Below are 25,535 nucleotides of genomic sequence, written 5' to 3'. Positions count from 1 at the left end.
GCCTGCCCCTGGTGCACGAGCTGAACGTCGAGGGCCTCGGCCTCAGCGACGCGGATGTCGCGACCCTCGTCGGGGTCGACAAGGCCGCCTGGCTGGCGCAGGCGGTACAGCTCGTGCGTCAGGGTGGCGGGCAGGCGGTCGGCGCCGAGGGAGTCGAAGTAGGCGGCGGTCTCGTCGGCCTCCGCCAGCCAGGCGGCCTTGTCGACCCCGACGAGGGTCGCGACATCCGCGTCGCTGAGGCCGAGGCCCTCGACGTTCAGCTCGTGCACCAGGGGCAGGCCGCCGATGGGGGTCTGGCGCGCCGCGACATCCCCTTCGAGGCGACGGACGATCCACTCGACGACGCGCGAGTTCTCGCTGAAGCCCGGCCAGATGTAGGAGCCGGACGAGTCTTTGCGGAACCAGTTGACCTGGAAGATGGGCGGCGCGTTCTCGCCGAGCACATCGCCCATGTCGAGCCAGTGCTGGAAGTAGTCGGCCATGTCGTAGCCGACGAACGGCAGCATCGCGAACGGGTCGTGGCGGAGGCGCCCGACGGCACCGGCCGCGGCAGCTGTCGTCTCTGAGGCCATCGTCGCGCCCATGAAGACGCCGTGGCCCCAGTTCTTCGACTGCGCGACCAGCGGAACGGTAGAGGGCCGACGGCCGCCGAACAGGATCGCGTCGACGACCACGCCCTCGGGCGACTCCCAGTCCTCAGCGATCGAGGGGCACTGCTCGGCCGCAACGGTGAAGCGCGCGTTCGGGTGGGCGGCCGGGGTGCCGGAGGCCGGAGTCCAGTCGTTGCCCTGCCAGTCGATGAGATGCGCGGGCGGAGTGGGCGTGAGCCCTTCCCACCAGACGTCGCCGTCGTCGCGGAGGGCGACGTTGGTGAAGATGGTGTTGCCCCACATCGTGTCGACGGCGGTCTGGTTCGTTTCGACGCCGGTGCCGGGGGCGACGCCGAAGAAGCCGCGCTCGGGGTTGATCGCGCGCAGTCGGCCGTCGGCGTCGGGGCGCATCCAGACGATGTCGTCGCCGAGCGTCTCGACCTGCCAGCCGGGCACGGTGGGCTTCAGCATGGCGAGGTTCGTCTTGCCGCAGGCCGACGGGAACGCCGCCGCGACGTGGTACGCCAGCCCCTCGGGCGACGTGACCTTGACGAGCAGCATGTGCTCGGCCATCCAGCCCTCGTCGCGGGCCATCACCGAGGCGATGCGCAGCGCGAAGCACTTCTTGCCGAGCAGGGCGTTGCCGCCGTATCCCGAACCGAACGACCAGATCTCCCGCGTCTCGGGGAAGTGCGCGATGTACTTCGAGGGGTTGTGGGGCCAGGCGACATCCGCCGCCGCATCGACCAGGGGTGCGCCGACGCTGTGCAGAGCGGGCACCCAGGGTGCGTCGCCGGTGATCAGGTCGAGAACCGGCGTGCCGATGCGTGTCATCAGGGCCATACTCGCGACGACGTAGGGGGAGTCGGTGACCTGCACACCGACCTGCGAGAGCGGGCCGCCGACGGGCCCCATCGAGAACGGCACCACGTACATGGTGCGGCCGCGCATGCTGCCCGCGAACAGGGCGGTGAGTTCGCCCTTCATCGCGGCAGGCTCCCGCCAGTTGTTGGTCGGGCCGGCGCCCTGCTCGGTGGCCGAGCAGATGAAGGTGCGGTCTTCGACCCGGGCGACGTCGGCCGGGTCGCTGCGGGCGAGAAAGCTGTTGGGGCGCCACTCCGGGTTCAGCCGGATGAGCGTGCCCTGCGACACCATCCGCTTCGTGAGCCGGTCCCATTCGGCGGTCGATCCGTCGCACCAGACGACCTCGTCGGGCTGGGTGAGGGCGGTGACGTCGGCGATCCAGGCGGCGAGGCCGGCGTCGATGCGCAGCGTCGTCGGTGGGGTGGATGCCGCGGCCGCATCGATCGGATCGGGCGACGGGCTCGCGTGCTTCGCCGTGGCGTGCTTCTGTGTGGGTCGTTCCAGGAGGCTCATGGTCGCTCCGCTCTCTGTGGCTGCTGGCCGGATGATCGGTGGCCAGGGTTGGTGGCTGGTGCTGGGTCATCGTCGTCGCCGCTGGGCGACCGGATGAGCAAGTTCGTGGTGGTTCTTCCACTCTGGGGCACTTCTGGGGTAGATTCTGGGAATTCCAGCCGAAAGATCGGCCGTTCTTTACAGGAGGCAAAGATGCCGTCAACCCTCGACCTGATCACGCTTGGGCGGCGCATCCGGCACTTCCGTAAGAACGCCGACCTGACCCTCGACCAGCTCGGCGAGAAGGTTGGTGTCGTCGGCAGCCAGCTGTCGCTGATCGAGAACGGCCGCCGCGAGCCGAAGTTCTCGCTGCTGCAGTCGCTGTCGGCGGCTCTCGACGTTCCGCTGGCCGACCTGCTCTCTGAAGAGGCGCCCGACGAGCGCACCGCCCTCGAGATCGAACTCGCCCGGGCCCAGACCGGCGACCTCTACGCCTCGCTCGGCCTGCCGACCGTGCCCGCGAGTCGCAACCTGCCGCAGGAGACCCTCGAGTCGCTGGTGGGCCTGCACCGCGAACTCATCCGCCGGGCCACCGAGTCGATCGCGACGCCCGAGGAGGCACGCCGGGCGAACACCGAGCTGCGCGACACGATGCGCGCGCGCAACAACCACATCCCTGACCTCGAGAAACTCGTCGAGCAGACCCTCTCCCGCGTCGGCCACACCGGCGGCGCGCTCAGCCACCGCACGGTGAGCCTGCTCGCCGAAGACCTCGGTTTTCGACTCATCCACGTGAACGACCTGCCGCACTCGGCCCGGTCGGTCACCGACCTCGCGAGCGGGCGCATCTACCTGCCGCCCGCCTCCATCCCGGGCGGCCACGGCCTGCGGTCGATGGCGCTGCAGGCGATGGCGCACCGCGTGCTCGGCCACACGCCGCCGCAGAACTACGCCGACTTCCTGCAGCAGCGCCTCGAGATCAACTACTTCGCCGCTGCCTCGCTGATGCCGGAGGCCGCGTCGGTGAAGTTCCTCGCGGCAGCGAAGGCGCGCCGCGACCTCTCTGTCGAGGACTTCCGCGATGCGTTCGGGGTCACACACGAGGCCGCGGCGCTGCGGATGACGAATCTCGCGACATCCCATCTCGGCATCGACGTGCACTTCCTGCGGCTGACCGACGACGGCGCCATCCAGAAGGCCTACGAGAACGACGGCCTGCCCCTGCCGCAGGATGTCACGGGCGCCGTCGAGGGCCAGCTGGTCTGCCGTAACTGGGCGGCCCGCGTGGCGCTCACCCGCACCAACCGGTCGACCGAGTTCTACCAGTACACCGACACGCCCTCCGGCACGTTCTGGTGTGCGACGCAGACCGGAACGACGGCCGCGGGGGAGTTCTCCATCAGCTTCGGCACGTCGTTCGCCGACGCGAAGTGGTTCCGCGGCCGGGACACCGAGAAGCGGGCGCTCTCGAAGTGCCCCGACGAGTCGTGCTGCAAGCGCCCGCCGAGCGAGTTGGTCGAGCGCTGGTCAGACAGCGCCTGGCCGAGCGCGCGGCTGCACGCCCACGTGCTGTCGCCGCTGCCGTCGGGCAAGTTCCCGGGGGTCGACGACCGCGAGGTGTACGAGTTCCTGGAGTCGCACGCGGGGTCGTGACGGCGGGGTTCCCGGATGCGCCGGGGTGAGCGCGTGGGCGTCCCCCAAAATGCGGCCTGTGGATGTCGGGGGTGCGAGTTATGGTCGACACGTGCCGATCTTTCGCAGAACCTCCTCCCTCACGAGCGCCGTCGTCGGCGTCGTGGCAGCCGTCGCGCTCGTGCTCGGAGGGGCGATGACCGCCTCGGCGGCCCCTGCCGGCACCTCGGCCGTACCTGGCGCCTCGACCACCGTGCTCGCCGACGACCCTGCCGCGGTCTCGCCGCGCTCGACCGACTCGGCCGACAGCATCCGCGCCCAAGCCGACGCGCAGGCGAAACTGCAGCAGGCGCTCGAGGCCGCGCGCGTCGCGTCGGGCGACGCTGAAGCGTTCGGCGCGACCGTCTCAACGGCCACGCCGGCGTTCACCGCGGGCAACATCATCACCGACTCCCGCTTCTACACCGGCTCCGCGATGACGGCCTCCCAGGTGCAGTCCTTCCTCGCCGCGAAGGGTTCGGGCTGTTCGGGGGCGCTGTGCCTGAAGAACTACCGACAGAGCACCTACACGCAGGCCGCTGACCAGATGTGCGGGCAGTACGTCGGTGCGGCGAACGAGACGGCGGCGACCATCGTCGCCCGCGTCGGCCAGCTCTGCGGAATCAGCCAGAAGGTGCTGCTGACGCTCATCCAGAAGGAGTCCTCGCTCGTCGCGACCACCAACCCGACGACCGGTGCGTACGAGACCGCCACCGGGTACGGCTGCGCCGACACCCAGGCGGTCTGCGACAAGTACTACTACGGCTTCTACAACCAGGTGTACAACGCGGCATGGCAGTTCAAGCGCTACCTGAACCCTCCGGGTCGCACGATGGACTTCACCTACTTCCCGGTCGGTACGCCCACGAGCATCCAGTACAACTACGACACCAGCTGCGGCTCGTCGAAGGTGACCATCCGGAACGCCGCCACGGCAGCGCTCTACTACTACACGCCCTACCAGCCGAACGCGGCGGCGCTGCGAAGCCCCTACGGCACCGGCGACGCCTGCTCGGCCTACGGCAACCGCAACTTCTTCTACGTCTACGCCGACTGGTTCGGCGTGCCGAACACTGCACCCGACCAGTACTTCAGCGATGTGACGCCGACAACGTCGCAGTACGCCGACATCCAGTGGATGGCGCGGCTCGGCTTCAGTACGGGTGCCGCTGCAGCGAACGGTACCCGCACCTACTCGCCCACCCAGACGATCAGCCGTGCGACGGTCGCGATCTTCCTGTACCGCTACAGCGGGCTGCCGTTCACCCCTCCCGCAACGCCGTCGTTCGTCGACGTGCCGAAGACGAACGGGGCCTACACGGCGGTCGAGTGGATGCTCGCGAACCACCTCATCTCTGTGCCCGCGAACAAGAAGTTCAACCAGGGTGCCATCGCGACGCGCACCGACCTGGCACTCTGGCTGTCGGCCTACAGCGGCGACACGCTGCCGAACCCGGCGACGCCGTCGTTCACCGACGTACCGACGTCGAACCCCAACTACCGCTCGATCGAATGGATGAAGGCCAACGGCGTCTCGACCGGCACCGTCTTCAGCCCCAACGCGCAGATCACCCGCGCGGTGCTCGCCGCGTTCCTCCACCGGTACTACCTCCGCCCGTAGCGGGCCGTCAGTGCGGCGGTCGCAGCTCCTCGTCGCTCGCTAGCGCGGTCTCCGGCCGGCAGCCGAGCTCTCCCGCCTGCAGCAGAACGCGCGGCGCGTAGACGTCGGCGACCGCGCCGTTCTCGCTCTTCACCAGCACGCAGTCGTCGCCGGTGCCGACCGCGACCCCGACACGCGCCTCTGCGCCTGGGCCATCGCTTTGGCCTTCGCCTTCGACGAGGGCGTGCGGCTCCGCCGCGACCTCGTACTGCCCTGCGGGCTGCTCCAGCCGCGCCGAGATCGCGGCCTCGACCTCGGCGGCGGTCGTCGGCGCTCCGGTGGCGAGGCGCTCCAAGAGAACGGCCGTTACGGCCTCGCGCGTGTTCGCCGACACGACGCTCCTGATCGTCGTGTCCGGCGGCGGGGTGACGGACACAGCGCCAGGCGGACAGTCGATGGAGTTGATCCCGTCTGACGGTGTCTCGCCACCCGCCTTCCCGTAGTAGTCGAATGCCACGGTGAAGCAGTAGGCGGCAGGGTCATCCCCATCGGGGTCGCCGACCACGGCCGGGTCGTCGGCAGCCGGAACCCGGAAGGTGAGCGCGCCGAACGGTTCGATCAGCTGCTCGGACTGCCGCGCCTCGATGCCGATCAGCTCGATCCCCGACGGATACACGTCGCTACCGCTCCCCGCCGCAGTCTCGGCGGCGGCGCGGGCCCAGCCGTTGATGTCATCGGGCCGCGGGTCGCCCATCTGCTTCACCAACTCCACCACGCGTGCCTCCGCGAGCGACCGTTGCTGCCACTCCGTGTCGCCGGCCGCCACCTCGCGTAGGCTCCCCGCGCAGCCAGCCAGTCCTAGCGCGGCGACGGCCGCGACAAGGGCGAGCCCGGCGCCGCAGGCGTGCCGCCTGCGCGGTGTCGACATCCGGTGCGTCATCTCCTCATGCTCGCAGCCGAACCGTCGTTCGGCCAGTCGTCGGAATGGAGGACGTGGCACTCCACGTGTCAGAGGCGGGGCGGAATGGGGAGCGGTTCGTCCAGAGCGGGCGGATGCTCGACCAGAGCAAGCGCATCGGCACGGGTGACGTGGTCGGGGAAGTTGTAGCGGGCGAACTTCCCCTTCGGATCGTCCGGCGACACAGGCAGCTCGATGCCGGACCGCTCGATCAGGTCGCGCACCAGGTCAGCCGCCTTGGGCGCGAGGGTACGCTGCTTCCCGTCACGGATCAGGATGATCGCCCGCACGCCCGTTCTGGTGCGCAACAACAGAGTGAGGCCGCGGCGCGCGCTCGTCGCGGTCACCAGTAGCTGCGCCGTCGATACTTCGGAGTACGCGGCAGTTCGTTGACCGGCCCGGATGAGACCCCTCCCGGCGTTCAGCTGCACCGGCGGGTATATCAGCCGGACGATCGCAACGATGAGACAGGCAATGAGGGCTCCGATGACGACGAGCAGCACGATCGACCACGGATGCGGGACGCCGTGCAGGAAGATCGCAGCGAGCCTGACTCCGTTGCTGAGCAGCAGAAAGAGAATGAGCGGGCTTGCGATGAGCAGTGGTGTGAACCAGCTGACCCCGCTCAGGGTCACCCAGCGATCAGACTCGGCAGTGTGCATCTCGAGATCGTCTCACGTCTCAGGCTGCGGGCGGTGGGCGGCAGGCGTCAGCCGGCGAAGCCACCCGCGAGGGCGGCGAGGGCGCGCTCGACGAAGGGGTCCAGCCCCCCACGGGCGGGCCCCGCCGCCGCCCACTCCTGGGCTGCCGCGACGACCGCCCCGGTGGCCGCGTAGGCGAGCGTGCGGGGCAGCAGCGAGTCGGGGTCCACATCCAGCCGCACGGCCACGAAGGTTCCGAGCACCCCCGCGCAGCGTGCGAACCGTGCGAGCGCCGAGGCCTCCACCTCGGGCACCGAGCCGACCGACCCGTGCTGCGTCAGAATCCACGGCACCCGCGACGGGCCGAACCCGCTCGCCACAGCCGTCAGGGCGGCCGACAGCGCAGGCAGCGGCCGGGCATCCGGAGCCTGCTCGTCGAGCCGCCGCTGCAGGGTGTCGAACGCCCGGTCGATGTCGCCCCAGAACACGTCGCTCTTGCCGTCGAAGTAATTGAAGAAGGTCGACCGGCCGACGCCCGCCCGCTGCGTGATCTGCTCGATGGTCGTCTTCACGTAACTGTTCTCGAGGAAGAGCTCGAACGCCGCGTCTTCGAGCAGTTCCCGCGACGACGACCGGGGCCTGCCGCGGGTGGGTCTCGCCGGAGGCGTGGGTTCCATTCCAGCAGCCTAGTCACCGTGCTCGACGTGTAATATTGCTCAGTAACGACACTGAACCGGCCATCACCGGGGAGTCGCCGGAAGAACGGTGTACACCGGCCCGCGAGGGGCGGCCGCACCCACTAGAACCGGCCGGGCCTGGCCCGTCACAGCCAAAGAACAAGCGATCATCCCGGTTCGTTGCGGGGTGGTAAGCGGGGTGGTACCGCGCCGGCACGACCGGCGTCCTCGTGGAACAGGCAGCAGCACCTTCGACAGCCGTCCAGGAGACACAAGCGACATGACCTACCCGAAATCGAACACCGACGGCCCGGCATCCGGGTCTGCCTTCGGAATCTCCCCGTCGCCGCGCTTTCCCGACATCGAACAGCAGGTGCTCGGCTTCTGGCAGGCCGACGGCACCTTCCAGGCGTCGATCGACCAGCGCGCCGACGCGCCCGAGTGGGTCTTCTACGACGGCCCGCCCTTCGCGAACGGCCTGCCGCACTACGGCCACCTGCTGACGGGGTACGCCAAAGACCTCTTTCCGCGCTTCCAGACCATGCGCGGCAAACTCGTGCACCGCCGCTTCGGGTGGGACACGCACGGCCTCCCCGCCGAACTCGAGGCCATGCGCCAGCTCGGCATCACCGAGAAGAGCGAGATCGAGGCGATGGGCATCGCCGAGTTCAACGCCGCCGCCCGGGCATCCGTTCTGCAGTACACCGGCGAGTGGCAGGAGTACGTCACCCGCCAGGCGCGCTGGGTCGACTTCGAGAACGACTACAAGACGCTCGACATCACCTTCATGGAGAGCGTGATCTGGGCCTTCAAACAGCTGCACGACAAGGGCCTCGCCTACGAGGGCTTCCGCGTGCTGCCGTACTGCTGGCACGACGAGACCCCTCTGTCGAACCACGAACTGCGCATGGACGACGACGTCTACAAGATGCGCCAGGACCAGACGGTCACGGTCACCTTCCCGCTGATCGGCACGAAGGCCGAGGCACTCGGGCTCACCGCCGTGCGCGCCCTCGCATGGACGACCACCCCGTGGACCCTGCCGACCAACATGGCGCTCGCCGTCGGGCCCGGCATCACCTACGCGATTGTGCCCAGTGGCCCGAACGGAACCGCCGACGCCGAGGTGCAGGGCGAGGTCGAGGGGGCTCCGGATGCCGCGACCGACGTACTGAGTGCCGACTACCTGCTCGCCGAAGACCTGGTCGGCAACTACGCGAAGGAGCTCGGCTACGACTCCGCAGAGGCCGCCCTAGCAGCGGTCACCCGCACGCTGCAGGGCACCGAGCTCGACGGAATCCGCTACGCCCGGCTCTGGGACTACTACGCCGACACCGAGGCGTACGGTACCCAGAACGCCTGGCAGATCCTCGTCGCCGACTACGTGTCGACCACCGAGGGCACCGGCATCGTGCACCAGGCTCCCGCCTACGGCGAGGAGGACCAGAAGATCTGCGAGGCCGCGGGCATCCCGGTCATCATCTCGGTCGACGAGGGAGCGCGCTTCCTGCCGAACATCACCGAGGTCGCGGGCCTGCAGGTGTTCGAGGCGAACAGGCCGCTGACCCAGGCCCTGAAGGCGAACGGCCGGCTCCTCCGCCAGGCGAGCTACGAGCACTCCTACCCGCACTGCTGGCGCTGCCGCAACCCGCTGATCTACAAGGCGGTCTCGAGCTGGTTCATCCGTGTCACCGAGTTCCGCGACCGCATGGAGTCGCTCAACCAGCAGATCGACTGGGTGCCCGAGAACGTCAAAGACGGGCAGTTCGGCAAGTGGGTGTCGAACGCCCGCGACTGGTCGATCTCGCGCAACCGCTACTGGGGTTCGCCCATCCCGGTGTGGAAGAGCGACAACCCCGAATACCCGCGGGTCGACGTCTACGGCTCACTCGACGAGCTCGAGCGCGACTTCGGCGGCCTGCCGTTGAATGCTGACGGGCAGCCCGACCTGCACCGCCCGTACATCGACAGTCTCACGCGGCCGAACCCCGACGACCCCACCGGCGAGTCGACCATGCGCCGCATCGAAGACGTTCTCGACGTCTGGTTCGACAGCGGGTCGATGCCCTTCGCCCAGGTGCACTACCCGTTCGAGAACCACGACTGGTTCGACTCGCACAGCCCCGCCGACTTCATCGTCGAGTACATCGGCCAGACGCGTGGCTGGTTCTACACGATGCACATCCTCTCGACCGCGCTCTTCGACCGCCCGGCCTTCAAGAACGTGATCAGCCACGGCATCGTTCTCGGCAGCGACGGCCAGAAGATGTCGAAGAGCCTCCGCAACTACCCCGACGTGAACGAGGTGTTCGACCGCGACGGGTCGGATGCGATGCGCTGGTTCCTGATGAGCTCGCCGGTTCTGCGGGGTGGCAACCTCATCGTGACAGAGGAGGGCATCCGCGAGTCGGTGCGGCAGTTCCTGCTCCCGCTGTGGAACACGTACTACTTCTTCAGCCTGTACGCCAACGCGGCGGGCGACCCCGGCGGTTCCGGCTACGAGGCTTCCTGGCGCACCGATTCGACCGACGTTCTCGACCGGTACCTGCTCGCCAAGACGCGCGAGCTCATCGACGGGGTCACGGCCGACTTCGAGGCGCTCGACGCGACGGTCGCCTCGTCGCGCCTCCGCGACTTCGCCGACGTGCTGACCAACTGGTACGTGCGCCGCTCGCGTGACCGGTTCTGGTCGGGCGACGAGCCCCAGGCGTTCGACACCCTCTACACCGTGCTCGAGACCCTGACGCGACTGTCTGCCCCGCTCATCCCGCTCGTCGGCGACGCCGTCTGGAAGGGCCTCACCGGCGGCCGCAGCGTGCACCTCGAAGACTGGCCGCACTCGAACGCGTTCCCCGAAGACCACGCGCTCGTGGCGACGATGGACCGCATCCGCGCCATCTCGTCGAGCACTCTCTCGCTCCGCAAGGCCAGCGGCCTGCGGGTGCGCCTGCCGCTCGCCGGGCTCACTGTCGTCACCGAGAACGCCGACGCGCTCGGTGAGTTCGAGAGCATCCTCCGCGACGAACTGAACGTCAAACAGGTCACCTTCGTCGAGCAGACCCCCACGAGCGCGGCCGAGTTCGGCATCACCTCCCGGCTCACCGTCAACGCCCGGGCTGCTGGCCCCCGGCTCGGCAAGCAGGTGCAGCAGGTCATCAAGGCCGCTCGCGCCGGCGACTGGGCGGAGGAGAACGGCGTCGTCACGGCGGGCGGCATCGCGCTGGAGCCGAGCGAGTACGAGCTGGTGCTCGAAGCGTCGACTCCGGATGCCGGCGACGCCACCTCGAGCGCCCTCGCACTGCTGCCCGGCGGCGGTTTCGCCCTGCTCGACACCACGACGACCCCTGAGCTCGAAGCCGAGGGGCTGGCCCGCGACGTCATCCGGGCCGTGCAGGAGACCCGCAAGAGCGCCGGGTTCGAGGTGAGCGACCGCATCACCCTCGACCTCATCTTCTTCTCCGACGCCGATGCCGATGCGGTGCGGAGCACCTCAGGCAGTGTCGCGATCGACGACGAGACCCTTGCGAAGCGGTTCACGATCGTCTCGCCGAAGGACTTCCGCAACCTCGAGCAGTACCGCGAGGTTCTCGTCTCAGAATGGGTGGGACGCATGGTGGGCACAGCGCCGGAGCACTTCGCCCGCATCGAGAAGAGCAGGTACGCCAACAGCGACCTGTTCGTGGTGGCCGTGAGCCGGCCGCAGGGAGTGCGCGATGTCTGACCCCAACGACGAGCTGTACCGCGAGAGCGACGCCCGCGATGAGATCGGTTACGGCGACGACCCGGGTGACGGGGTGCACCGCCAGCGCTACGACGACGAGGGAACCGTCGACGACGACAGCGACGCTGAGGGTGATGGCGACCCCAGCGAGTTCGAGATGGCCGACGCCTACGACGAGCAGCTCGTGGTGCGCGCCGGTGGCGGCGCCATCATCGGCGACGACGAGCCCGAACTGCCCGACGAGTTCGTGGAGCAGGGCGATCAGGTCTATGCCGAGTTGCTGGCACGCCTCGGCGAATCGGCCCCCGAGCCGCGGCTGGGGGCGACGCGCAGGGTGGTCGAGCTGCTGGGCGACCCGCACAGGGCGTACCCGATCATCCACATCACCGGAACCAACGGCAAGACGAGCACCAGCCGCATCTCCGAGAGCATCCTGCGGGCGTACGGGCTCCGCACCGGGCTCTTCACCAGTCCGCACCTCGAACGGCTGAACGAGCGCATCGTGATCGACGGCCGCCCGATCAGCAACGAGGCGCTCGCGGCGAACTGGGCGGACATCCAGCCGTTCCTCGAGATCGTCGACGCCGAGCTGACCGGTGCCGGCGAGCCGCGCCTCACGTTCTTCGAGGCGCTCACGGTGCTCGCCTTCGCTTCGTTCGCCGACGCTCCCGTCGACGTCGCGGTCATCGAGGTCGGCATGGGCGGCGAATGGGACTCGACGAACGTCGCCGACGGCCAGGTCGCCGTGTTCACCCCCATCTCGCTCGACCACACCCAGCGCCTCGGCAACACGGTCGCCGAGATCGCGCGCACCAAGTCGGGCATCGTGAAGCCGGCCGCTCAGGTCGTCACCTCGACGCAGCTGCCCGAGGCCCTCGCCGAGTTGAAGCGGGCGGCCGAGCTCACCGAGTCGACCTTCGTCGCAGAGGGCGACGGGTTCGAGGTCGTCGCGTCGAGCGTCGCCGTCGGCGGGCAGGTCGTGACGATCCGGGGCATCGCCGGCACCTACAGCGACCTCTTCCTGCCGCTCTACGGCGACCACCAGGCCCAGAACGCGGCCGTGGCCGTGGCCGCAGTCGAATCGTTCCTCGGCGGCGGGTCGACGGCGCTCGTCGACGACGTGCTCACCGAGGCCTTCAACACGGTCACCTCGCCCGGCCGGCTGCAGCTGATCGGCACAGAGCCGACGGTGCTGGTGGATGCCGCACACAACCCGGGCGGCGCCGTGGCGCTCGCGGCGGCGCTGAAGGAGTACTTCACCTTCGACAAGGTCGTCGCCGTGATCAGTGTGCTCGCCGACAAGGATGCCGCGGGCATCGTTCGGGCCCTCGAACCCGTCGTGTCGGAGTTCGTCGTGACGCGCTCCTCCTCCGACCGCGCGATCGACGCCGACGAGCTCGCGAGCGTGGTGGTCGGCATCGCCGGCGCCGACCGCGTCATCGTCGAACTCGATCCGCGCGAGGCGACCGCGATCGCGCGGGAGTCGGCGGGCGAGAGCGACACCGGGGCCGTGCTGGTGACCGGGTCGATCACGCTCGTCGGCGAGATCATCACGCTGGCCGCCGATGAGGGGTGGAAGCCGTGAGCCGTGCGCCGCGGGCGCCGCGCGCCCGGCGCAACCGCACGGTGCGCGAGAGCATCTGCTCGATCGTGCTCGGCTTCGAATCCGTCATCATGTTCCTCGCGACGCTGGCCGTGTTCGGCCTGAAGGCGCTGCCGTGGCCCCTCGCGCTCGGCGGGGGAGCGGCGCTCTGCGTGCTGCTGCTGGCGACCATCCCGCTCCTGAACCGGCCGTTCGGCATCGCCCTCGGCTGGGTGCTGCAGGCCATCATCCTGGCCTCGGCCATCCTCGTTCCCCTGATGCTCATCGTTGCCCTGCTGTTCGGCGGCATGTGGGTGTTCGCCGTCATCAGGGGTGGCATGATCGACCGCGACAACGCGCGGTTGTCCCCTCTCGAAGAAAGTTGAACTGAAGTGACTGCACACGTCGAAGAGACCCTCGTTCTGATCAAGCCCGATGGCGTCGCCCGCAACCTGATCGGCGACATTCTGGCCCGCATCGAGAAGAAGGGCTACCAGCTGGTCGACGTGAAACTCTTCGAGCCGTCGCGGGCCCTGCTCGCCGCGCACTACGAAGAGCACGAGGGCAAGCCGTTCTACGAGCCGCTCATCGAGTTCATGGAGTCGGGCCCCGTGCTCGCCGCCCGGGTGGCCGGCAACCGCGTCATCGAGGGTTTCCGTTCGCTCGCCGGAACCACCGACCCCACAACCGCCGCCCCCGGCACGATCCGCGGCGACCTCGGCCGCGACTGGGGCCTCAAAGTGCAGCAGAACCTCGTGCACGGCAGCGACTCCCCGGAGTCGGCCGCCCGCGAGCTCGCCCTCTGGTTCGACTGACCCCACCGGCGCCCTGCCACCCCGGCCCGCCCCCACATCGGGCCGGGCCGGGCGGGCGGATGCTCAGCTGTTGGTGAGCGAGGTGATGACGTCGAGGCGCAGCTGCGCCAGCACGGCCACCACGAGGTACGACACGATCACGAACAGCCAGAGGAACGGGTAGAACAGCCGCGCTACACTCCGCACGCCGGCCGGAACGGGGATGTTGCCCTCCCGCAGGTTGTACACGGTCACGTACCAGAAGAGCGGTATCACGACCGTCCAGACGACCATGCAGTACGGGCAGAGCGTGCCGAGCACGAAGATGCTCTGCCCGACCAGCCAGATCACGAACACCAGTGCGCCGACGATGCCGAGGTTGAAGAGCATCCAGAACCAGCGGGCGAAACGTGCCCCGGCGAGGATGCCCATGCCGACGACGATCACGGCGACGAACGATGCGACACCGATCAGCGGGTTCGGGAAGCCGAACAGCGAACCCTGCGGGCTCGCCATGTTCGGCCCGCAGCTGACGAGCACAGAGATGTTGCACGACGGAACGTAGTTCGGGTTGACCAGCGTCTCGATCTTCTCGAGGGTCAGCGCGAAGGACGCGATCCAGCCGATCACGCCGGCGACGACCAGGAAGATCGCGAGACCGATGGGACGCCGTGGGAGGGGTGTTTCTTCGATCACTGTGGCATTCTGCCACACGCCTCTGGCGGGCGATCTGGGAATGCGTGCGATAATACCTTCATGCCTTCCGAGCCGCGCTCGGCCGGCAGCAGAACTCGCGCCGTGTGGCGCACAAGGATTGCCGGGTCACCTGAAGAAGGTGGCCCGGAGCATGAACACAGACACGAAGAGTCCATCCAGAGCTGAAGCCGGATGATTCGAGTGAAGGATTCGCGGTGACGCAGGCGGCGCAGGATGCCGGAGGCGGGGCCGCACGAGAGAGTACCTGGCAGGGTGGCGCGGTCACCCCGCTCGGCAAGGAGTGCACCAGCAATGGTGGAAGACAACCAACCGGTCAAACGACGGTCTCGCCTGTTCGGCGGGCGCTGGGCGGCAAAGAAGGCGGCAGAAGACAGCCCGCCCGAGCCCGCCCCCGGCACGCTCCGTGCGCCTGAACCGCTGGCGCCTGAATCCGCGCCGGCCCAGACTTCGTCGACCGCAACAGATGTGAAGGTCACCATGACAGATTCCACAGATTTCCCCGACGTGCGCGACGCTGAAGAGGATGCGGAGGCGACCGATCGCCCCCAGGCCCCTCTGGCCGGCGCCTCGAACGCAGGCACGTCGAACTCCGGCACCTCGAGCGAGCCGTGGCTCGAACCCGAGCTCGGCCAGGCGTTCGCCGCCTCCGTCTCGCCGGCCCCGCGCACGACCACGTCGCTGCTCTTCCAGGCCCCCGACATCCAGTTGCTGCCGCCTCGCCCGGGCCGCGACGACGACTACGACCTCGACCGCGACGACCGTCGCGACCGGGACGACCGTCGCGACCGCGACGACCGGGATGACCGTGGGGGCGATCGCGGCGACACCACCGTGCGCCGCCGCACCCGGCGCAGAAGCGGCGACGAGAGCCGGCTGCCCGACGACCTGCCGCCGAACACCGTCGTCAAGGTGCGCCCGCCCCGCCAGCAGGCGCCCGCACCCGAGCTGATCACCGAGCCGCAGCGCATCAAGGGCTCCACACGCCTCGAAGCGAAGAAGCAGCGCCGCCGGGACGGTCGCGATGCCGGTCGTCGCCGTCCGGTCATCACCGAGGCCGAGTTTCTCGCCCGCCGCGAGTCGGTCGACCGCCAGATGGTCGTGCGCTCGGCGCACGACCGCATCCAGATCGGTGTGCTCGAAGACAACGTGCTCGTGGAGCACTACGTCGCCAAGGCGCAGGATGCCTCGCTGATCGGCAACGTGTACCTCGGCCGCGTGCAGAACGTTCTGCCGAGCATGGAGGCGGCCTTCGTCGACATCGGCCGCGGCCGGAACGCCGTGCTCTACTCCGGCGAGGTCGACTGGGATGCGGCTGACACCGGCAACCAGCCGCGCCGCATCGAACTTGCACTGAAGCCCGGCGACACCGTGCTCGTTCAGGTCACCAAAGACCCCGTGGGCCACAAGGGTGCCCGCCTCACCAGCCAGGTCTCGCTGCCCGGCCGGTACCTCGTGTACGTGCCGAACGGCACCATGAACGGCATCTCCCGCAAGCTCCCCGACACCGAGCGCGCGCGCCTGAAGAAGATCCTGAAAGAGGTGCTGCCCGAGAACGTCGGCGTGATCGTGCGCACCGCGGCCGAGGGCGCGACCGAAGAGCAGCTCACACTCGATGTGCAGCGCCTCGTGAGCCAGTGGTCGGCGATCAGCGACAACGTGAAGTCGCTGCAGGCGCCCGCCCTTCTGCACGGCGAGCCCGACCTGCTCATCAAGATCATCCGCGACGTCTTCAACGAAGACTTCCAGAAGCTCGTGATCAGCGGCTCCGACGCCCAGGCGACGATCGAGACCTACCTGTCGCAGGTGGCTCCGGATCTGGTCGAGCGCATCGAGATCTTCGACGGCGAGGGTGACCCCTTCGACCGGTACCGCATCAACGAGCAGATCGAGAAGGCGCTCGACCGGAAGGTCTGGCTGCCCTCGGGCGGCTCGCTCGTCATCGATCGCACAGAGGCCATGACCGTGGTCGACGTGAACACGGGAAAGTTCGTCGGCTCGGGCGGCAACCTCGAAGAGACCGTCACCAAGAACAACCTCGAGGCGGCCGACGAGGTCGTGCGGCAGATGCGGCTCCGCGACATCGGCGGAATCATCGTGGTCGACTTCATCGACATGGTGCTCGAATCGAACCGCGATCTCGTGCTGCGGCGGCTCGTGGAGTGCCTCAGCCGCGACCGCACCAAGCACCAGGTGGCCGAGGTCACGTCGCTCGGGCTCGTGCAGATGACGCGCAAGAAGCTCGGGCTCGGGCTGCTCGAATCGTTCAGCGAGCCCTGCGAGGTGTGCGCCGGCCGAGGTGTGCTGGTGCACCACGACCCCGTGTCGAAGCACCGCCAGATGCAGACCCCCCAGCCCGAGCAGCGTCGGGGCCGGAAGGGCGGCAACGGATCGAACGGCAACGGGTCGAACGGCAACGGTGGCGGCAACGGCAACGGTGGGGGCAATGGCTCGAACGGCGGCGGCAACGGCGGGTCGGGTAACGGTGGTGGAACCGGATCCGGGTCGTCGAACGGCTCGAACGGTTCTGGATCGGGTTCCGGCGCACCGCACTCGAACGGCGTGACGCACAGCATCACGCCTGCGGCCCAGTCCGCCCTCGCCAAGATCGCGGCGAGCACCATCGCCTCGGCCAACGGGCAGAAGCCTGCCGTCGAGGTGACGCTGGCCGAGTCGGCCGCCGTGGCCGAGGCCGCACTGCAGGGGTCGCTGCCGACGACGGGCGGCTCCGACGCTGCGGGTCCGGCATCCGGTCCGGCCGCGGGTTCGGCCGGCGGCGCAGGGTCGGCCGAGTCGCCCCGAGCGGGCGGGAACGCCGGCTCGGAGGAGACGGTCGACACCACCGACGCAGACAGCACTGACGCAGACAGCACTGACGCAGACAGCACTGACGCCGACGCAGGCGCAGCGCCGCAGCGTTCGCGTCGCACCTCGCGCCGCTCCCGCAGCCAGCGGGCCGCGGCCGCAGCCGAGGCGGCAGACGAAGACCGTCGCGCCGTCGAGGGCTCGGCCGAGCCTGCCGCCAGCCGGGCCAGGGAAGTCGAGCCGACTGCCGGTGTCTCCGCCGAAGCCGCAGATGCGACCTCGGGTGTCATGGAGGACGCAGCGGTGACCTCCTCGTCGCCGATCTTCGACCTGCCCGTGACTCCCGCTGTGGCACCGCGCTCGAAGCGCGAAGACGCCGAGAAGCTGCTCGACTCTGTGCTCGAAGCCCTGCCCGAACCGAAGCAGCCCGGCCAGGGCCGCTCGCGCAGTCGTCGCGTGTCGACCGCGGCGCTCAGCGCCCCGGTCGCCCCTCCCGCCCCGTAGCCAGCGCGGTCGGCAGCCCCCGGGCTGCCGACCGCGCTTCCGGCTGGGCGTCCGTCAGCGGCGCCCCGGGCGATCCTTCGCGATCACCCGGAGCCCGCTCGTGCGGAGGGCGACGACGATCTCGCGCATCGTCGCCGGCACGGCCCCCGCCGCGACGATCTCGTCGTAGCGTGAGGCGGGCACGTCGTAGTGGTCCAGATCGAAGCCGCGCCGCGGTATCCCGAGGGCTGCGGCGAAGCTGTGCAACTCCGTGAGCGACGAGTCGCTGATCAGGTGCGACCACAGCGTGTCGTGGGCGGGCCAGCGGGGCAGATCGATCAGCACGGTCATCCGATCAGTTTGACCCGGGGGGTGCTTCGAAGTAAAGTAGACCGTTGGTGCGCGCATGGCTCAGCCCGCGCGCCGAAACTGGGTCTCCCAGAAGTTTTCATTGAATATCCAGGGTGCAGGTCAACTACCGTTGAGCGCAGTCGCCGAGTAGAGAATAGGTATGTGAAGTGGTTTACGCAGTAGTGCGCGCCGGTGGCCGCCAGGAAAAGGTCGAGGTCGGCACGATCGTCACTCTCGACCGCATCAAGGGCGACAAAGACGGCAACATCCAGCTGGCAGCGGTGTTGCTGGTCGACGGTTCGACCATCACGACCGACTCGGCCAAGCTGGCCAAGGTGAAGGTCACGGCCGAGGTGCTCGAAGACCTCCGCGGCCCGAAGATCGTCATCCAGAAGTTCAAGAACAAGACCGGATACAAGAAGCGCCAGGGCCACCGCCAGGAGCTGACCCGTGTCAAGGTCACCACGATCAAGTAAGGGCAGGTAGAACAAATGGCACACAAAAAAGGCGCGAGTTCCACTCGCAACGGTCGTGACTCCAACGCCCAGCGTCTCGGCGTGAAGCGCTTCGGCGGCCAGGTCGTCTCCGCAGGCGAGATCATCGTCCGCCAGCGTGGCACCCACTTCCACCCCGGCGTGAACGTCGGCCGTGGCGGCGACGACACCCTGTTCGCCCTCGCTGCCGGCTCGGTCGAGTTCGGTCACAAGGGTGGTCGCAAGGTCATCAACATCGTCGTGCCGGTTGTCGCAACCGAGCCCGTCGCGGTGCCTGCCTAGTCAGGTATCTCTTGTTTCACGCAGGGGCGGGCTTCGGCTCGCCCCTGTTTTTTCGTTTCGACGCGACCCGGGTCGCACCACTGTAAGGAGTGCAGATGGCAACGTTTGTTGACCAGGTAACCCTCCATCTGCGTGCCGGCAACGGCGGCAACGGCTGCGTGTCGATCAAGCGCGAGAAGTTCAAGCCGCTTGCAGGCCCCGACGGTGGCAACGGCGGCAACGGCGGCGACATCATCCTCGTCAGCGACCCGCAGACCACGACCATCCTCGACTTCCACCGTCGACCGCACCGCAGTTCGGAGAACGGCGGCCCCGGGGCCGGCGACTTCCGCAACGGCTTCTCGAGCGAGGAGATGGTGCTGAACGTGCCGGTCGGCACCGTCGTCAAGAACGCCGAGGGCGAGACGCTCGTCGACATGGACGAGCCGGGCATCCGCATCGTCGTCGCTCCCGGCGGCCAGGGTGGGCTCGGCAACGCCGCGCTCGCCTCCAGCAAGCGCAAGGCCCCCGGTTTCGCCCTGCTCGGCACGCCGGGCTGGGAGGGCGACGTCTTCCTCGAACTGAAGACGGTCGCCGACGTCGCACTCGTGGGGTACCCCTCCGCGGGCAAGTCGAGCCTGGTCGCGGCGATGTCGGCAGCGAAGCCGAAGATCGCGGACTACCCCTTCACGACCCTGCACCCGAACCTCGGCGTCGTCCAGGCGGGCGAGACCCGCTACACGATCGCCGACGTGCCCGGCCTGATCGAGGGCGCCAGCGAGGGCAAGGGCCTCGGCCTCGAGTTCCTGCGCCACGTCGAGCGCTGCAGCGCGCTGCTGCACGTTCTCGACTGCGCGACGCTCGAGCCCGGCCGCGACCCGCTCAGCGACCTCGACATCATCCTCGGCGAGCTCGCCGCCTATCCGGTTCCGGATGGCCAGCTGCCGCTGCTCGAACGACCCCAGCTCATCGCGCTGAACAAGATCGACGTTCCCGAGGGTCGTGAGCTCGCCGACTTCGTGCGCCCCGACCTCGAAGCCCGCGGGTACCGCGTGTTCGAGATCTCGACGGTCAGCCACGAGGGACTGCAGCCGCTGTCGTTCGCCCTGGCCGGCGTCGTGGAGAAGAGCCGCGCTGAAGCCGCTTCCGAAGCGGCCAAGCCGCGCATCGTCATCCGGCCCAAGGCCGTCGACGACACCGACTTCCGGGTCGTCGTCGAAGGCGGCTCGTTCGGCAACGTGTATCGCGTGCTCGGGGCGAAGCCCGAGCGCTGGGTCGCCCAGACCGACTTCACGAACGAGGAGGCCATCGGGTTCCTCGCCGACCGGCTCGCAAAGCTCGGCGTCGAAGACGAACTGTTCCGCGCCGGCGCGGTCGGTGGTTCCACCGTCGTCATCGGCCCGGGCAACGGCATCATCTTCGACTGGGAGCCCACGCTCACGTCGACCGCCGAGCTCGTCACCGCCCCGCGCGGCACCGATCCACGTCTCGACCCGAACGCCCGGCGCACCAACCAGACGAGGCGCCAGCGCTACGTCGAGCTGATGGACGCCAAGGCGGCCGCCCGCGCCGAGCTCGTGCGGGAGAAGGAGGCCGGTCTCTGGGGCGACGAGGCCGCCGACGGGCTGACCGAGCCCGACTACGACCCAGACGCCGTCGGAAGCCCGGTCTCGCGCGGCGAGGAACAGGAGTGACCCGAAGGCCCATCCTCGCCAGGGAGCAGATCAGAACCGCGACGCGCGTCGTCGTGAAGGTGGGCTCGTCGTCGATCAGCGGTGACAATGCGGGGCACATCGCCGTGTTGGTGGCCGCCCTCGCCGAGGTGCACGGCAGCGGCACCGAGGTCGTGCTCGTCTCCTCGGGTGCGATCGCGACAGGGATGCCGTTCCTGCAGCTCGGCGAACGGCCGACCGATCTGGCGACCCAGCAGGCCGCCGCAGCGGTGGGCCAGAACGTGCTCATCTACCGCTACCAGGACAGCCTCGACCACTTCGGCATCGTGGCGGGCCAGGTATTGCTGACGGCAGGCGACCTCGAGAACCCTGGCCACCGGTCGAACGCACAGCGGGCGATGGAGCGGCTCCTGAAGCTCCGCATCCTGCCGATCGTCAACGAGAACGACACGGTCGCGACCCACGAGATCCGGTTCGGCGACAACGATCGCCTCGCCGCCCTGGTCTCCGTGCTGGTCGAGGCCGACCTCCTGGTGCTGCTCTCCGACGTCGACGCGCTCTACACCCGTCCGCCGCACGAGCCCGGTGCGGTGAAGATCGTGGATGTGCCGGTCGGCGACCGGCTCGACGATGTCACGTTCGGCGATGTCGGCGCTGCAGGGGTCGGCACCGGGGGAGCGGCGACCAAGGTGTCTGCCGCCCGCCTGGCTGCGGATGCCGGCACCGCGGTGCTCGTGACCTCGGCCTCGCTCGTCAGGGAGGCTCTGGCCGGGCATCCGATCGGCACCTTCTTCACACCCGACGTGGAGTGAGAGTTATCCACAGAAATCGGTTCGGCCCCCGTGCGCGGCGAGCCTCGTCCTAGAATTCTGAGCATGGCCACCACCACTCTCGCTGCTCCGTCGCTCACCGACAGGCTCGCCGCCTCCCGGCGGGCCTCGCTCGTTCTCGCCACGGCGACCGCCGACCTGAAGAACCGCGCCCTCGACGCGATCTCCCGCGCCGTCGCCGGCGCAGCGGCCGACATTCTGCCCGCGAACGAACTCGACCTGGCGAACGGGCGCGAGAACGGTCTCTCCCCGGCGCTGCAGGACCGGCTCGCCCTCTCCGAGGCGCGCCTCACGGCTCTGGCCTCTGCGGTGCTCGAGATCGTCGCGCTGGTCGATCCGGTGGGTGAGAGTGTGCGCGGCCGCGTGCTGCCGAACGGAATCCGTATCGACCAGGTGCGCGTGCCGTTCGGTGTCGTCGGGGTCATCTACGAGGCGCGGCCGAACGTCACCGTCGACATCGCCGCGCTCGCCCTCAAGAGCGGCAACGCGGTCGTGCTGCGCGGCGGTTCGGCTGCCGAGAACACCAACCGGGTGCTCGTGGGTCTGATCCAGGATGCGCTGGCCTCCGTCGGGCTTCCCCGGGAGTGCGTGCAGACCATCGACGAGTTCGGTCGCGACGGTGCGCGCGAACTGATGCAGGCCCGGGGCCTGGTCGACGTGCTGATTCCACGGGGCAGCGCTTCGCTCATCAACACGGTGGTTGCCGAGTCGACGGTTCCCGTCATCGAGACCGGTGCCGGTGTCGTTCACGTCTTCCTCGACGAGAGTGCCGACGAGGCGTGGTCGGTAGACATCGTCGAGAATGCCAAGGTGCAGCGCCCGAGCGTGTGCAACGCCCTCGAGACGCTGCTGGTGCACCGGCGGGCTGCCGCGCGGTTGCTGCCACCCGTGCTGTCGCGGTTGCGTGAAGCGGGTGTCACCGTGCACGCCGACGACGAGGCGCGGGCTCTCTTCGCCGATTCCGTTCCGGCGACCGACGAAGACTGGCAGACGGAGTACATGAGCCTCGACATCGCTGTGAAGGTCGTGGCCGATGTCGACGAGGCGATGGAGCACATCCGCACCTTCTCCACACACCACACGGAGTCGATCATCACGAACGACCTCGGCAACGCGGAGCGGTTCCTGAACGAGGTCGACTCCGCTGCGGTCATGGTGAACGCCTCGACCCGCTTCACCGACGGCGGGGAGTTCGGGTTCGGCGCCGAGGTGGGCATCTCCACCCAGAAGCTCCACGCCCGGGGTCCCATGGGGCTGCCGGAGCTCACCAGCACCAAGTGGCTCGTTCGCGGCTCGGGCCAGATCCGCTAGCTCCCCGCGCAGGTGCCTCGTGCCCTCCGCCGGGAGCGGTATTGTTGACGTGTGGCCGTCTCGGCCGCCACAGTGACCAGGAGAATCAATGTCTGTCGTGACGAGTGCGATCGTTCTGTCTGAAGAGGCTGTCAACCAGCTGCCCTTCCCCGGTGTGTTCTTCGGGCTGATCGCCTTCGTGATCTTCCTGATCGCAGGCTTCGTGATGTGGAGCTACCGTGACGTGGCGAACCGTCACCCGCAGAAGTCCGCTGCGTTCGCGCAGTCGCACGACCTCCACGGCCACGGCGACCGCACCGGCGCCGACCACTGACGCCCGGGCATCCTCCCGCCGTCCGCTCCGATCGTCCGCCTGAGCCCGCAGAACGCCGCCCACACCCCATGACCGCTGCTCCTGAGGTGATCCCGGGCGAGGTGCGTCGGCAGCGCATCGGCATCATGGGCGGCACGTTCGACCCGATCCACCACGGGCACCTCGTCGCCGCCAGCGAAGTGGCGCAGTTCTTCGACCTCGACACCGTGCTATTCGTGCCGACCGGTTCGCCCTGGCAGAAGACCGATGTCACAGAGGCCGAGCACCGGTATCTCATGACGGTGATCGCCACGGCATCCAACCCGCGGTTCAGCGTCAGCCGCGTCGACATCGATCGCGGCGGCCCGACCTACACGATCGACACCCTGCGCGACGTGCAGGCCGCCAACCCCGACGCCGACCTGTTCTTCATCTCGGGAGCCGACGCGATCGCCCAGATCCTCGGCTGGAAGGACTCCGAGGAGCTGTGGTCTCTCGCCCACTTCGTGGCGGTTTCACGGCCAGGTCACACCCTTGCCATTTCCGCTTTGCCGAGACAGGACGTAAGCTATTTGGAAGTTCCGGCGCTCGCGATCTCGTCAACAGACTGTCGCGGGCGGGTAGGCCGGGGATTCCCAGTGTGGTACTTGGTACCCGACGGTGTAGTTCAGTACATCACCAAGCATCACCTATATCGGAGTGTTGAATGACTGTGCCTCACGACGAGCAGCCGCTGACACGGCGCGCGCTCCGTGAACTCGAGCGCCAAAAACCGCGCAAGCAGCAGAAGGAAGACGCGAAGGCCGCCGAAGAGGCGTCTGCCGAGCGTCGCGCTGCTGATGCCGACGCCGCGTCCACTGCGGCTGCGGCCCCCGCGCCCGTCGAGTCGTCGGCGCCCGTCGAGCCGCCGGCTTCAGTTGAGCCCGAGGCTCCTGCGTCTGCCACAACGGCTGCCCCCACCACCGACTCTGGTGTCATCGCGGCCGTGCCGTTCGCGCCCGCCGGTACTCCTGCGCTCAGCCGCCGGGCCCGCCGCGCACTCTCCACCGATCATCCACTCGCTGAGCAGCATGCCGCAGACCAGCAGGCAGCCGATGAGAAGATCGCCGCCGAACAGCGTGCGGCCGAGCAGCGCGCCGCGATCGAGCGCACCAACGCCGGGCTTCCCGGGGCCGGCACCGCAACGGGCCCGATCATCGCCGAGCTGATCCACGACGGTCCTGACGCCGGCGACGCCGCCGCACAGCGCGCCGACGCAGGAGCAGAGACCAACACGATCGAGGTCGTCGAGACCGGTGCTGTCTACACGACCCCGGCATCCACCGATGAGAACGCCTCTGCCGAGAGCACAGACGACACGAGCGAGGTCGTCGTTCCGGTCGTCGAAGAACTGATCGTCGTCGACGGCACCGTCGATCCCGAGGTCGCCAGCCAGGAAGACGAGGAGTTCGCCGAGATCGACGACACCGTCGCTCCCGAGGCCGTGCACGTCATCACGATCGACGAGAACCCGTCGGGCCCGATCCTGTCTCCGCTCTTCCCGGCCGCTGCGGGCACAGCGCCCACCGACCGCGAGGTCGACCGGCCGAAGCCGACCGACTCGTCGTTCGATGCCCTGATCGCGTCGCGCGGAGTGGGCTCGTCGAACAGTGTCGCCACCACGAGCGCGCTCGTGCTGCCCTCCGTTCCGAACCACGGTGACGTGGGAACGGCGCTCGACGAGACCGGCGAAGTCATCATCACGGGGTCGATCGACCTGCCGATGAGCCTCGGCTCGATGGGCGCGGCCCCGGCCGACGGCCTCGAGTCCTCCGAGCTCGATGCGTACCTCGACCCCGACGGCGACGTCGGTTCCGATGTCGCTCCCGTCAGCGCCACCCGCGCCGTCAGCACCCATGGATCGAGCTCGGGTCTGATCGCACCCCCCAAGCGCAGCCGCACCAACGCACCCGTGGTTCTCGCGGTGGTCGCCGGAGTGCTCGCCATCGGCGTGATCGGCCTCATCGTGGCCGTCGTCGCTTTCCGAATCATCTAATCGTCTGGTAACCCTGTGACAGCATCCGACCGTTCCGTCGATCTCACCCACGTCGCGGCTCGCGCCGCCGACTCCAAGCAGGCCGAGAACCTCGTCGCCCTCGACGTGTCCGGCCCTCTGCCGCTGACCGACGTCTTCCTCGTGGTCTCCGGTCGCAACGAGCCGAACGTGCGCGCCATCGCCGAAGAGGTCATCGAGAAGGTCGAAGAGCACGGCGCCAAGCTGCTGCGTCGTGAGGGCCTCTCTGAGGGTCGCTGGGTGCTGCTCGACTTCGGCGACCTGATCGTGCACGTCTTCCACGACGAAGACCGCCTCTACTACTCGCTCGAGCGCCTCTGGAAGGACTGCCCGGTCGTTCCTCTCACCGTGCCGGTGAGCTAGGCATCCGGATGCCGCAGCCCACCGGTTGAGACCGTCTCGGTTTCACTCCTGGGCCCGGCGTGTAGTAGTCTGGGCAAGTTGTTTGGAGCGGAACTCCCCGAGATCCGCCTCCGAAGTTCGGGGCTGTGGCGCAGTTGGTAGCGCACCTGCATGGCATGCAGGGGGTCAGGGGTTCGAATCCCCTCAGCTCCACCACGAAGGGCCCGCTCCACGGAGCGGGCCCTTTTTCGTTCCCGCAGAGCGCAGAACGAGGGACGCGGGAGACGCAGGCGGCTAGGGGGCGGCCGGGTCGACGGGCTTCTTCTGCTCCGGGGG

At 68.7% G+C, this 25,535-nt stretch carries 22 protein-coding genes and 1 tRNA gene; 17 read left to right on the top strand and 6 right to left on the bottom strand.

Annotation, left to right across the window (positions count from 1 at the left end):
* A partial coding sequence (locus tag C5B96_RS06775) for a phosphoenolpyruvate carboxykinase (GTP) (protein ID WP_104244230.1) occupies window positions 1-1,967 on the bottom strand: 1,967 nt, incomplete at its 3' end.
* A gap of 192 nt (window positions 1,968-2,159) precedes the next feature.
* Here C5B96_RS06775 and C5B96_RS06770 point away from each other — a divergent pair.
* Together C5B96_RS06770 and C5B96_RS06765 are read left to right on the top strand one after the other, a co-directional pair.
* Window positions 2,160-3,599, top strand: coding sequence for a helix-turn-helix transcriptional regulator (locus tag C5B96_RS06770; protein ID WP_104244228.1), 1,440 nt, complete (start codon window positions 2,160-2,162; stop codon window positions 3,597-3,599).
* Between the two features lie 91 nt (window positions 3,600-3,690).
* The gene (locus C5B96_RS06765) at window positions 3,691-5,238 is read left to right on the top strand and encodes an S-layer homology domain-containing protein (protein WP_104244227.1); all 1,548 of its coding nucleotides are present in this window, start codon (window positions 3,691-3,693) and stop codon (window positions 5,236-5,238) included.
* 7 nt (window positions 5,239-5,245) lie between these two features.
* On the opposite strand, the gene C5B96_RS06760 is transcribed toward C5B96_RS06765, so the two are convergent.
* The 3 genes from C5B96_RS06760 to C5B96_RS06750 form a co-directional block, all read right to left on the bottom strand.
* On the bottom strand, window positions 5,246-6,157 hold the full coding sequence (locus C5B96_RS06760; protein WP_146078104.1) for a hypothetical protein: 912 nt from the start codon (window positions 6,155-6,157) through the stop codon (window positions 5,246-5,248).
* A 68-nt stretch (window positions 6,158-6,225) separates the two neighbouring features.
* A complete protein-coding gene (locus tag C5B96_RS06755) occupies window positions 6,226-6,837 on the bottom strand; it encodes a hypothetical protein (protein WP_104244223.1) in 612 nt (203 codons plus the stop codon).
* A gap of 47 nt (window positions 6,838-6,884) precedes the next feature.
* On the bottom strand, window positions 6,885-7,493 hold the full coding sequence (locus C5B96_RS06750) for a TetR family transcriptional regulator (protein WP_104244221.1): 609 nt from the start codon (window positions 7,491-7,493) through the stop codon (window positions 6,885-6,887).
* Between the two features lie 280 nt (window positions 7,494-7,773).
* Here C5B96_RS06750 and ileS point away from each other — a divergent pair, with 280 nt between their 5' ends.
* Genes ileS through ndk form a run of 4 tightly spaced genes read left to right on the top strand, consistent with a single transcriptional unit; the run spans window position 7,774 to window position 13,611 of the window.
* Window positions 7,774-11,214 (top strand): isoleucine--tRNA ligase, encoded by a 3,441-nt coding sequence (gene ileS / locus C5B96_RS06745; protein WP_104244219.1) that lies wholly within the window; start codon window positions 7,774-7,776, stop codon window positions 11,212-11,214.
* Window positions 11,207-12,799 carry a folylpolyglutamate synthase/dihydrofolate synthase family protein gene (locus C5B96_RS06740; protein ID WP_104244217.1) on the top strand — a complete coding sequence of 531 codons (1,593 nt, stop codon included), beginning with the start codon at window positions 11,207-11,209 and terminating at the stop codon, window positions 12,797-12,799. The genes ileS and C5B96_RS06740 overlap by 8 nt, the downstream gene beginning before the upstream one ends.
* Window positions 12,796-13,182, top strand: a complete 387-nt coding sequence (locus tag C5B96_RS06735; protein WP_233189044.1) for a DUF4233 domain-containing protein — start codon at window positions 12,796-12,798, stop codon at window positions 13,180-13,182. The genes C5B96_RS06740 and C5B96_RS06735 overlap by 4 nt, the downstream gene beginning before the upstream one ends.
* A 6-nt stretch (window positions 13,183-13,188) precedes the next feature.
* On the top strand, window positions 13,189-13,611 hold the full coding sequence (ndk, locus tag C5B96_RS06730; protein ID WP_104244215.1) for a nucleoside-diphosphate kinase: 423 nt from the start codon (window positions 13,189-13,191) through the stop codon (window positions 13,609-13,611).
* 63 nt (window positions 13,612-13,674) lie between these two features.
* On the opposite strand, the gene C5B96_RS06725 is transcribed toward ndk, so the two are convergent.
* The gene (locus C5B96_RS06725) at window positions 13,675-14,283 is read right to left on the bottom strand and encodes a vitamin K epoxide reductase family protein (RefSeq protein ID WP_104244236.1); all 609 of its coding nucleotides are present in this window, start codon (window positions 14,281-14,283) and stop codon (window positions 13,675-13,677) included.
* Between the two features lie 315 nt (window positions 14,284-14,598).
* Here C5B96_RS06725 and C5B96_RS06720 point away from each other — a divergent pair, with 315 nt between their 5' ends.
* Window positions 14,599-17,613: an Rne/Rng family ribonuclease gene (locus C5B96_RS06720; RefSeq protein ID WP_233189043.1), complete on the top strand. Its 3,015-nt coding sequence runs from the start codon at window positions 14,599-14,601 to the stop codon at window positions 17,611-17,613.
* A 54-nt stretch (window positions 17,614-17,667) separates the two neighbouring features.
* On the opposite strand, the gene C5B96_RS06715 is transcribed toward C5B96_RS06720, so the two are convergent.
* Window positions 17,668-17,943, bottom strand: a complete 276-nt coding sequence (locus tag C5B96_RS06715) for a DUF4031 domain-containing protein (protein WP_104244213.1) — start codon at window positions 17,941-17,943, stop codon at window positions 17,668-17,670.
* A gap of 167 nt (window positions 17,944-18,110) precedes the next feature.
* Between C5B96_RS06715 and rplU the strand changes: the two genes are divergently transcribed.
* The 10 genes from rplU to C5B96_RS06665 all read left to right on the top strand — a co-directional run bounded on the left by rplU (window position 18,111) and on the right by C5B96_RS06665 (window position 25,415).
* A complete protein-coding gene (gene rplU, locus C5B96_RS06710) occupies window positions 18,111-18,419 on the top strand; it encodes a 50S ribosomal protein L21 (protein ID WP_104244211.1) in 309 nt (102 codons plus the stop codon).
* Window positions 18,420-18,434: 15 nt separating this feature from the next.
* The gene (rpmA, locus tag C5B96_RS06705) at window positions 18,435-18,719 is read left to right on the top strand and encodes a 50S ribosomal protein L27 (protein WP_104244209.1); all 285 of its coding nucleotides are present in this window, start codon (window positions 18,435-18,437) and stop codon (window positions 18,717-18,719) included.
* Between the two features lie 95 nt (window positions 18,720-18,814).
* Window positions 18,815-20,392: a GTPase ObgE gene (obgE, locus tag C5B96_RS06700; RefSeq protein ID WP_104244207.1), complete on the top strand. Its 1,578-nt coding sequence runs from the start codon at window positions 18,815-18,817 to the stop codon at window positions 20,390-20,392.
* Window positions 20,393-20,403: 11 nt separating this feature from the next.
* Window positions 20,404-21,183: a glutamate 5-kinase gene (gene proB, locus C5B96_RS06695; protein WP_104244232.1), complete on the top strand. Its 780-nt coding sequence runs from the start codon at window positions 20,404-20,406 to the stop codon at window positions 21,181-21,183.
* Window positions 21,184-21,246: 63 nt separating this feature from the next.
* On the top strand, window positions 21,247-22,512 hold the full coding sequence (locus C5B96_RS06690; RefSeq protein WP_104244205.1) for a glutamate-5-semialdehyde dehydrogenase: 1,266 nt from the start codon (window positions 21,247-21,249) through the stop codon (window positions 22,510-22,512).
* Window positions 22,513-22,600: 88 nt separating this feature from the next.
* Window positions 22,601-22,825, top strand: coding sequence for a hypothetical protein (locus C5B96_RS06685; protein WP_104244203.1), 225 nt, complete (start codon window positions 22,601-22,603; stop codon window positions 22,823-22,825).
* A 68-nt stretch (window positions 22,826-22,893) separates the two neighbouring features.
* Window positions 22,894-23,514: a nicotinate-nucleotide adenylyltransferase gene (gene nadD, locus C5B96_RS06680; RefSeq protein ID WP_104244201.1), complete on the top strand. Its 621-nt coding sequence runs from the start codon at window positions 22,894-22,896 to the stop codon at window positions 23,512-23,514.
* Window positions 23,511-24,839 carry a hypothetical protein gene (locus tag C5B96_RS06675; protein WP_146078103.1) on the top strand — a complete coding sequence of 443 codons (1,329 nt, stop codon included), beginning with the start codon at window positions 23,511-23,513 and terminating at the stop codon, window positions 24,837-24,839. Before nadD ends, C5B96_RS06675 begins: the two co-directional genes overlap by 4 nt.
* A 15-nt stretch (window positions 24,840-24,854) precedes the next feature.
* Window positions 24,855-25,220, top strand: coding sequence for a ribosome silencing factor (rsfS, locus tag C5B96_RS06670; RefSeq protein ID WP_104244198.1), 366 nt, complete (start codon window positions 24,855-24,857; stop codon window positions 25,218-25,220).
* Between the two features lie 119 nt (window positions 25,221-25,339).
* Window positions 25,340-25,415: transfer RNA gene (locus tag C5B96_RS06665), tRNA-Ala, on the top strand.
* The last annotated feature ends 120 nt before the right edge of the window (window positions 25,416-25,535 follow it).

This window comes from Subtercola sp. Z020 (assembly GCF_002931235.1).
GTDB lineage: Bacteria > Actinomycetota > Actinomycetes > Actinomycetales > Microbacteriaceae > Subtercola.
Note: the sequence above shows the minus strand (reverse complement) of the source record. Positions and strands in the feature narration are given on the sequence as shown.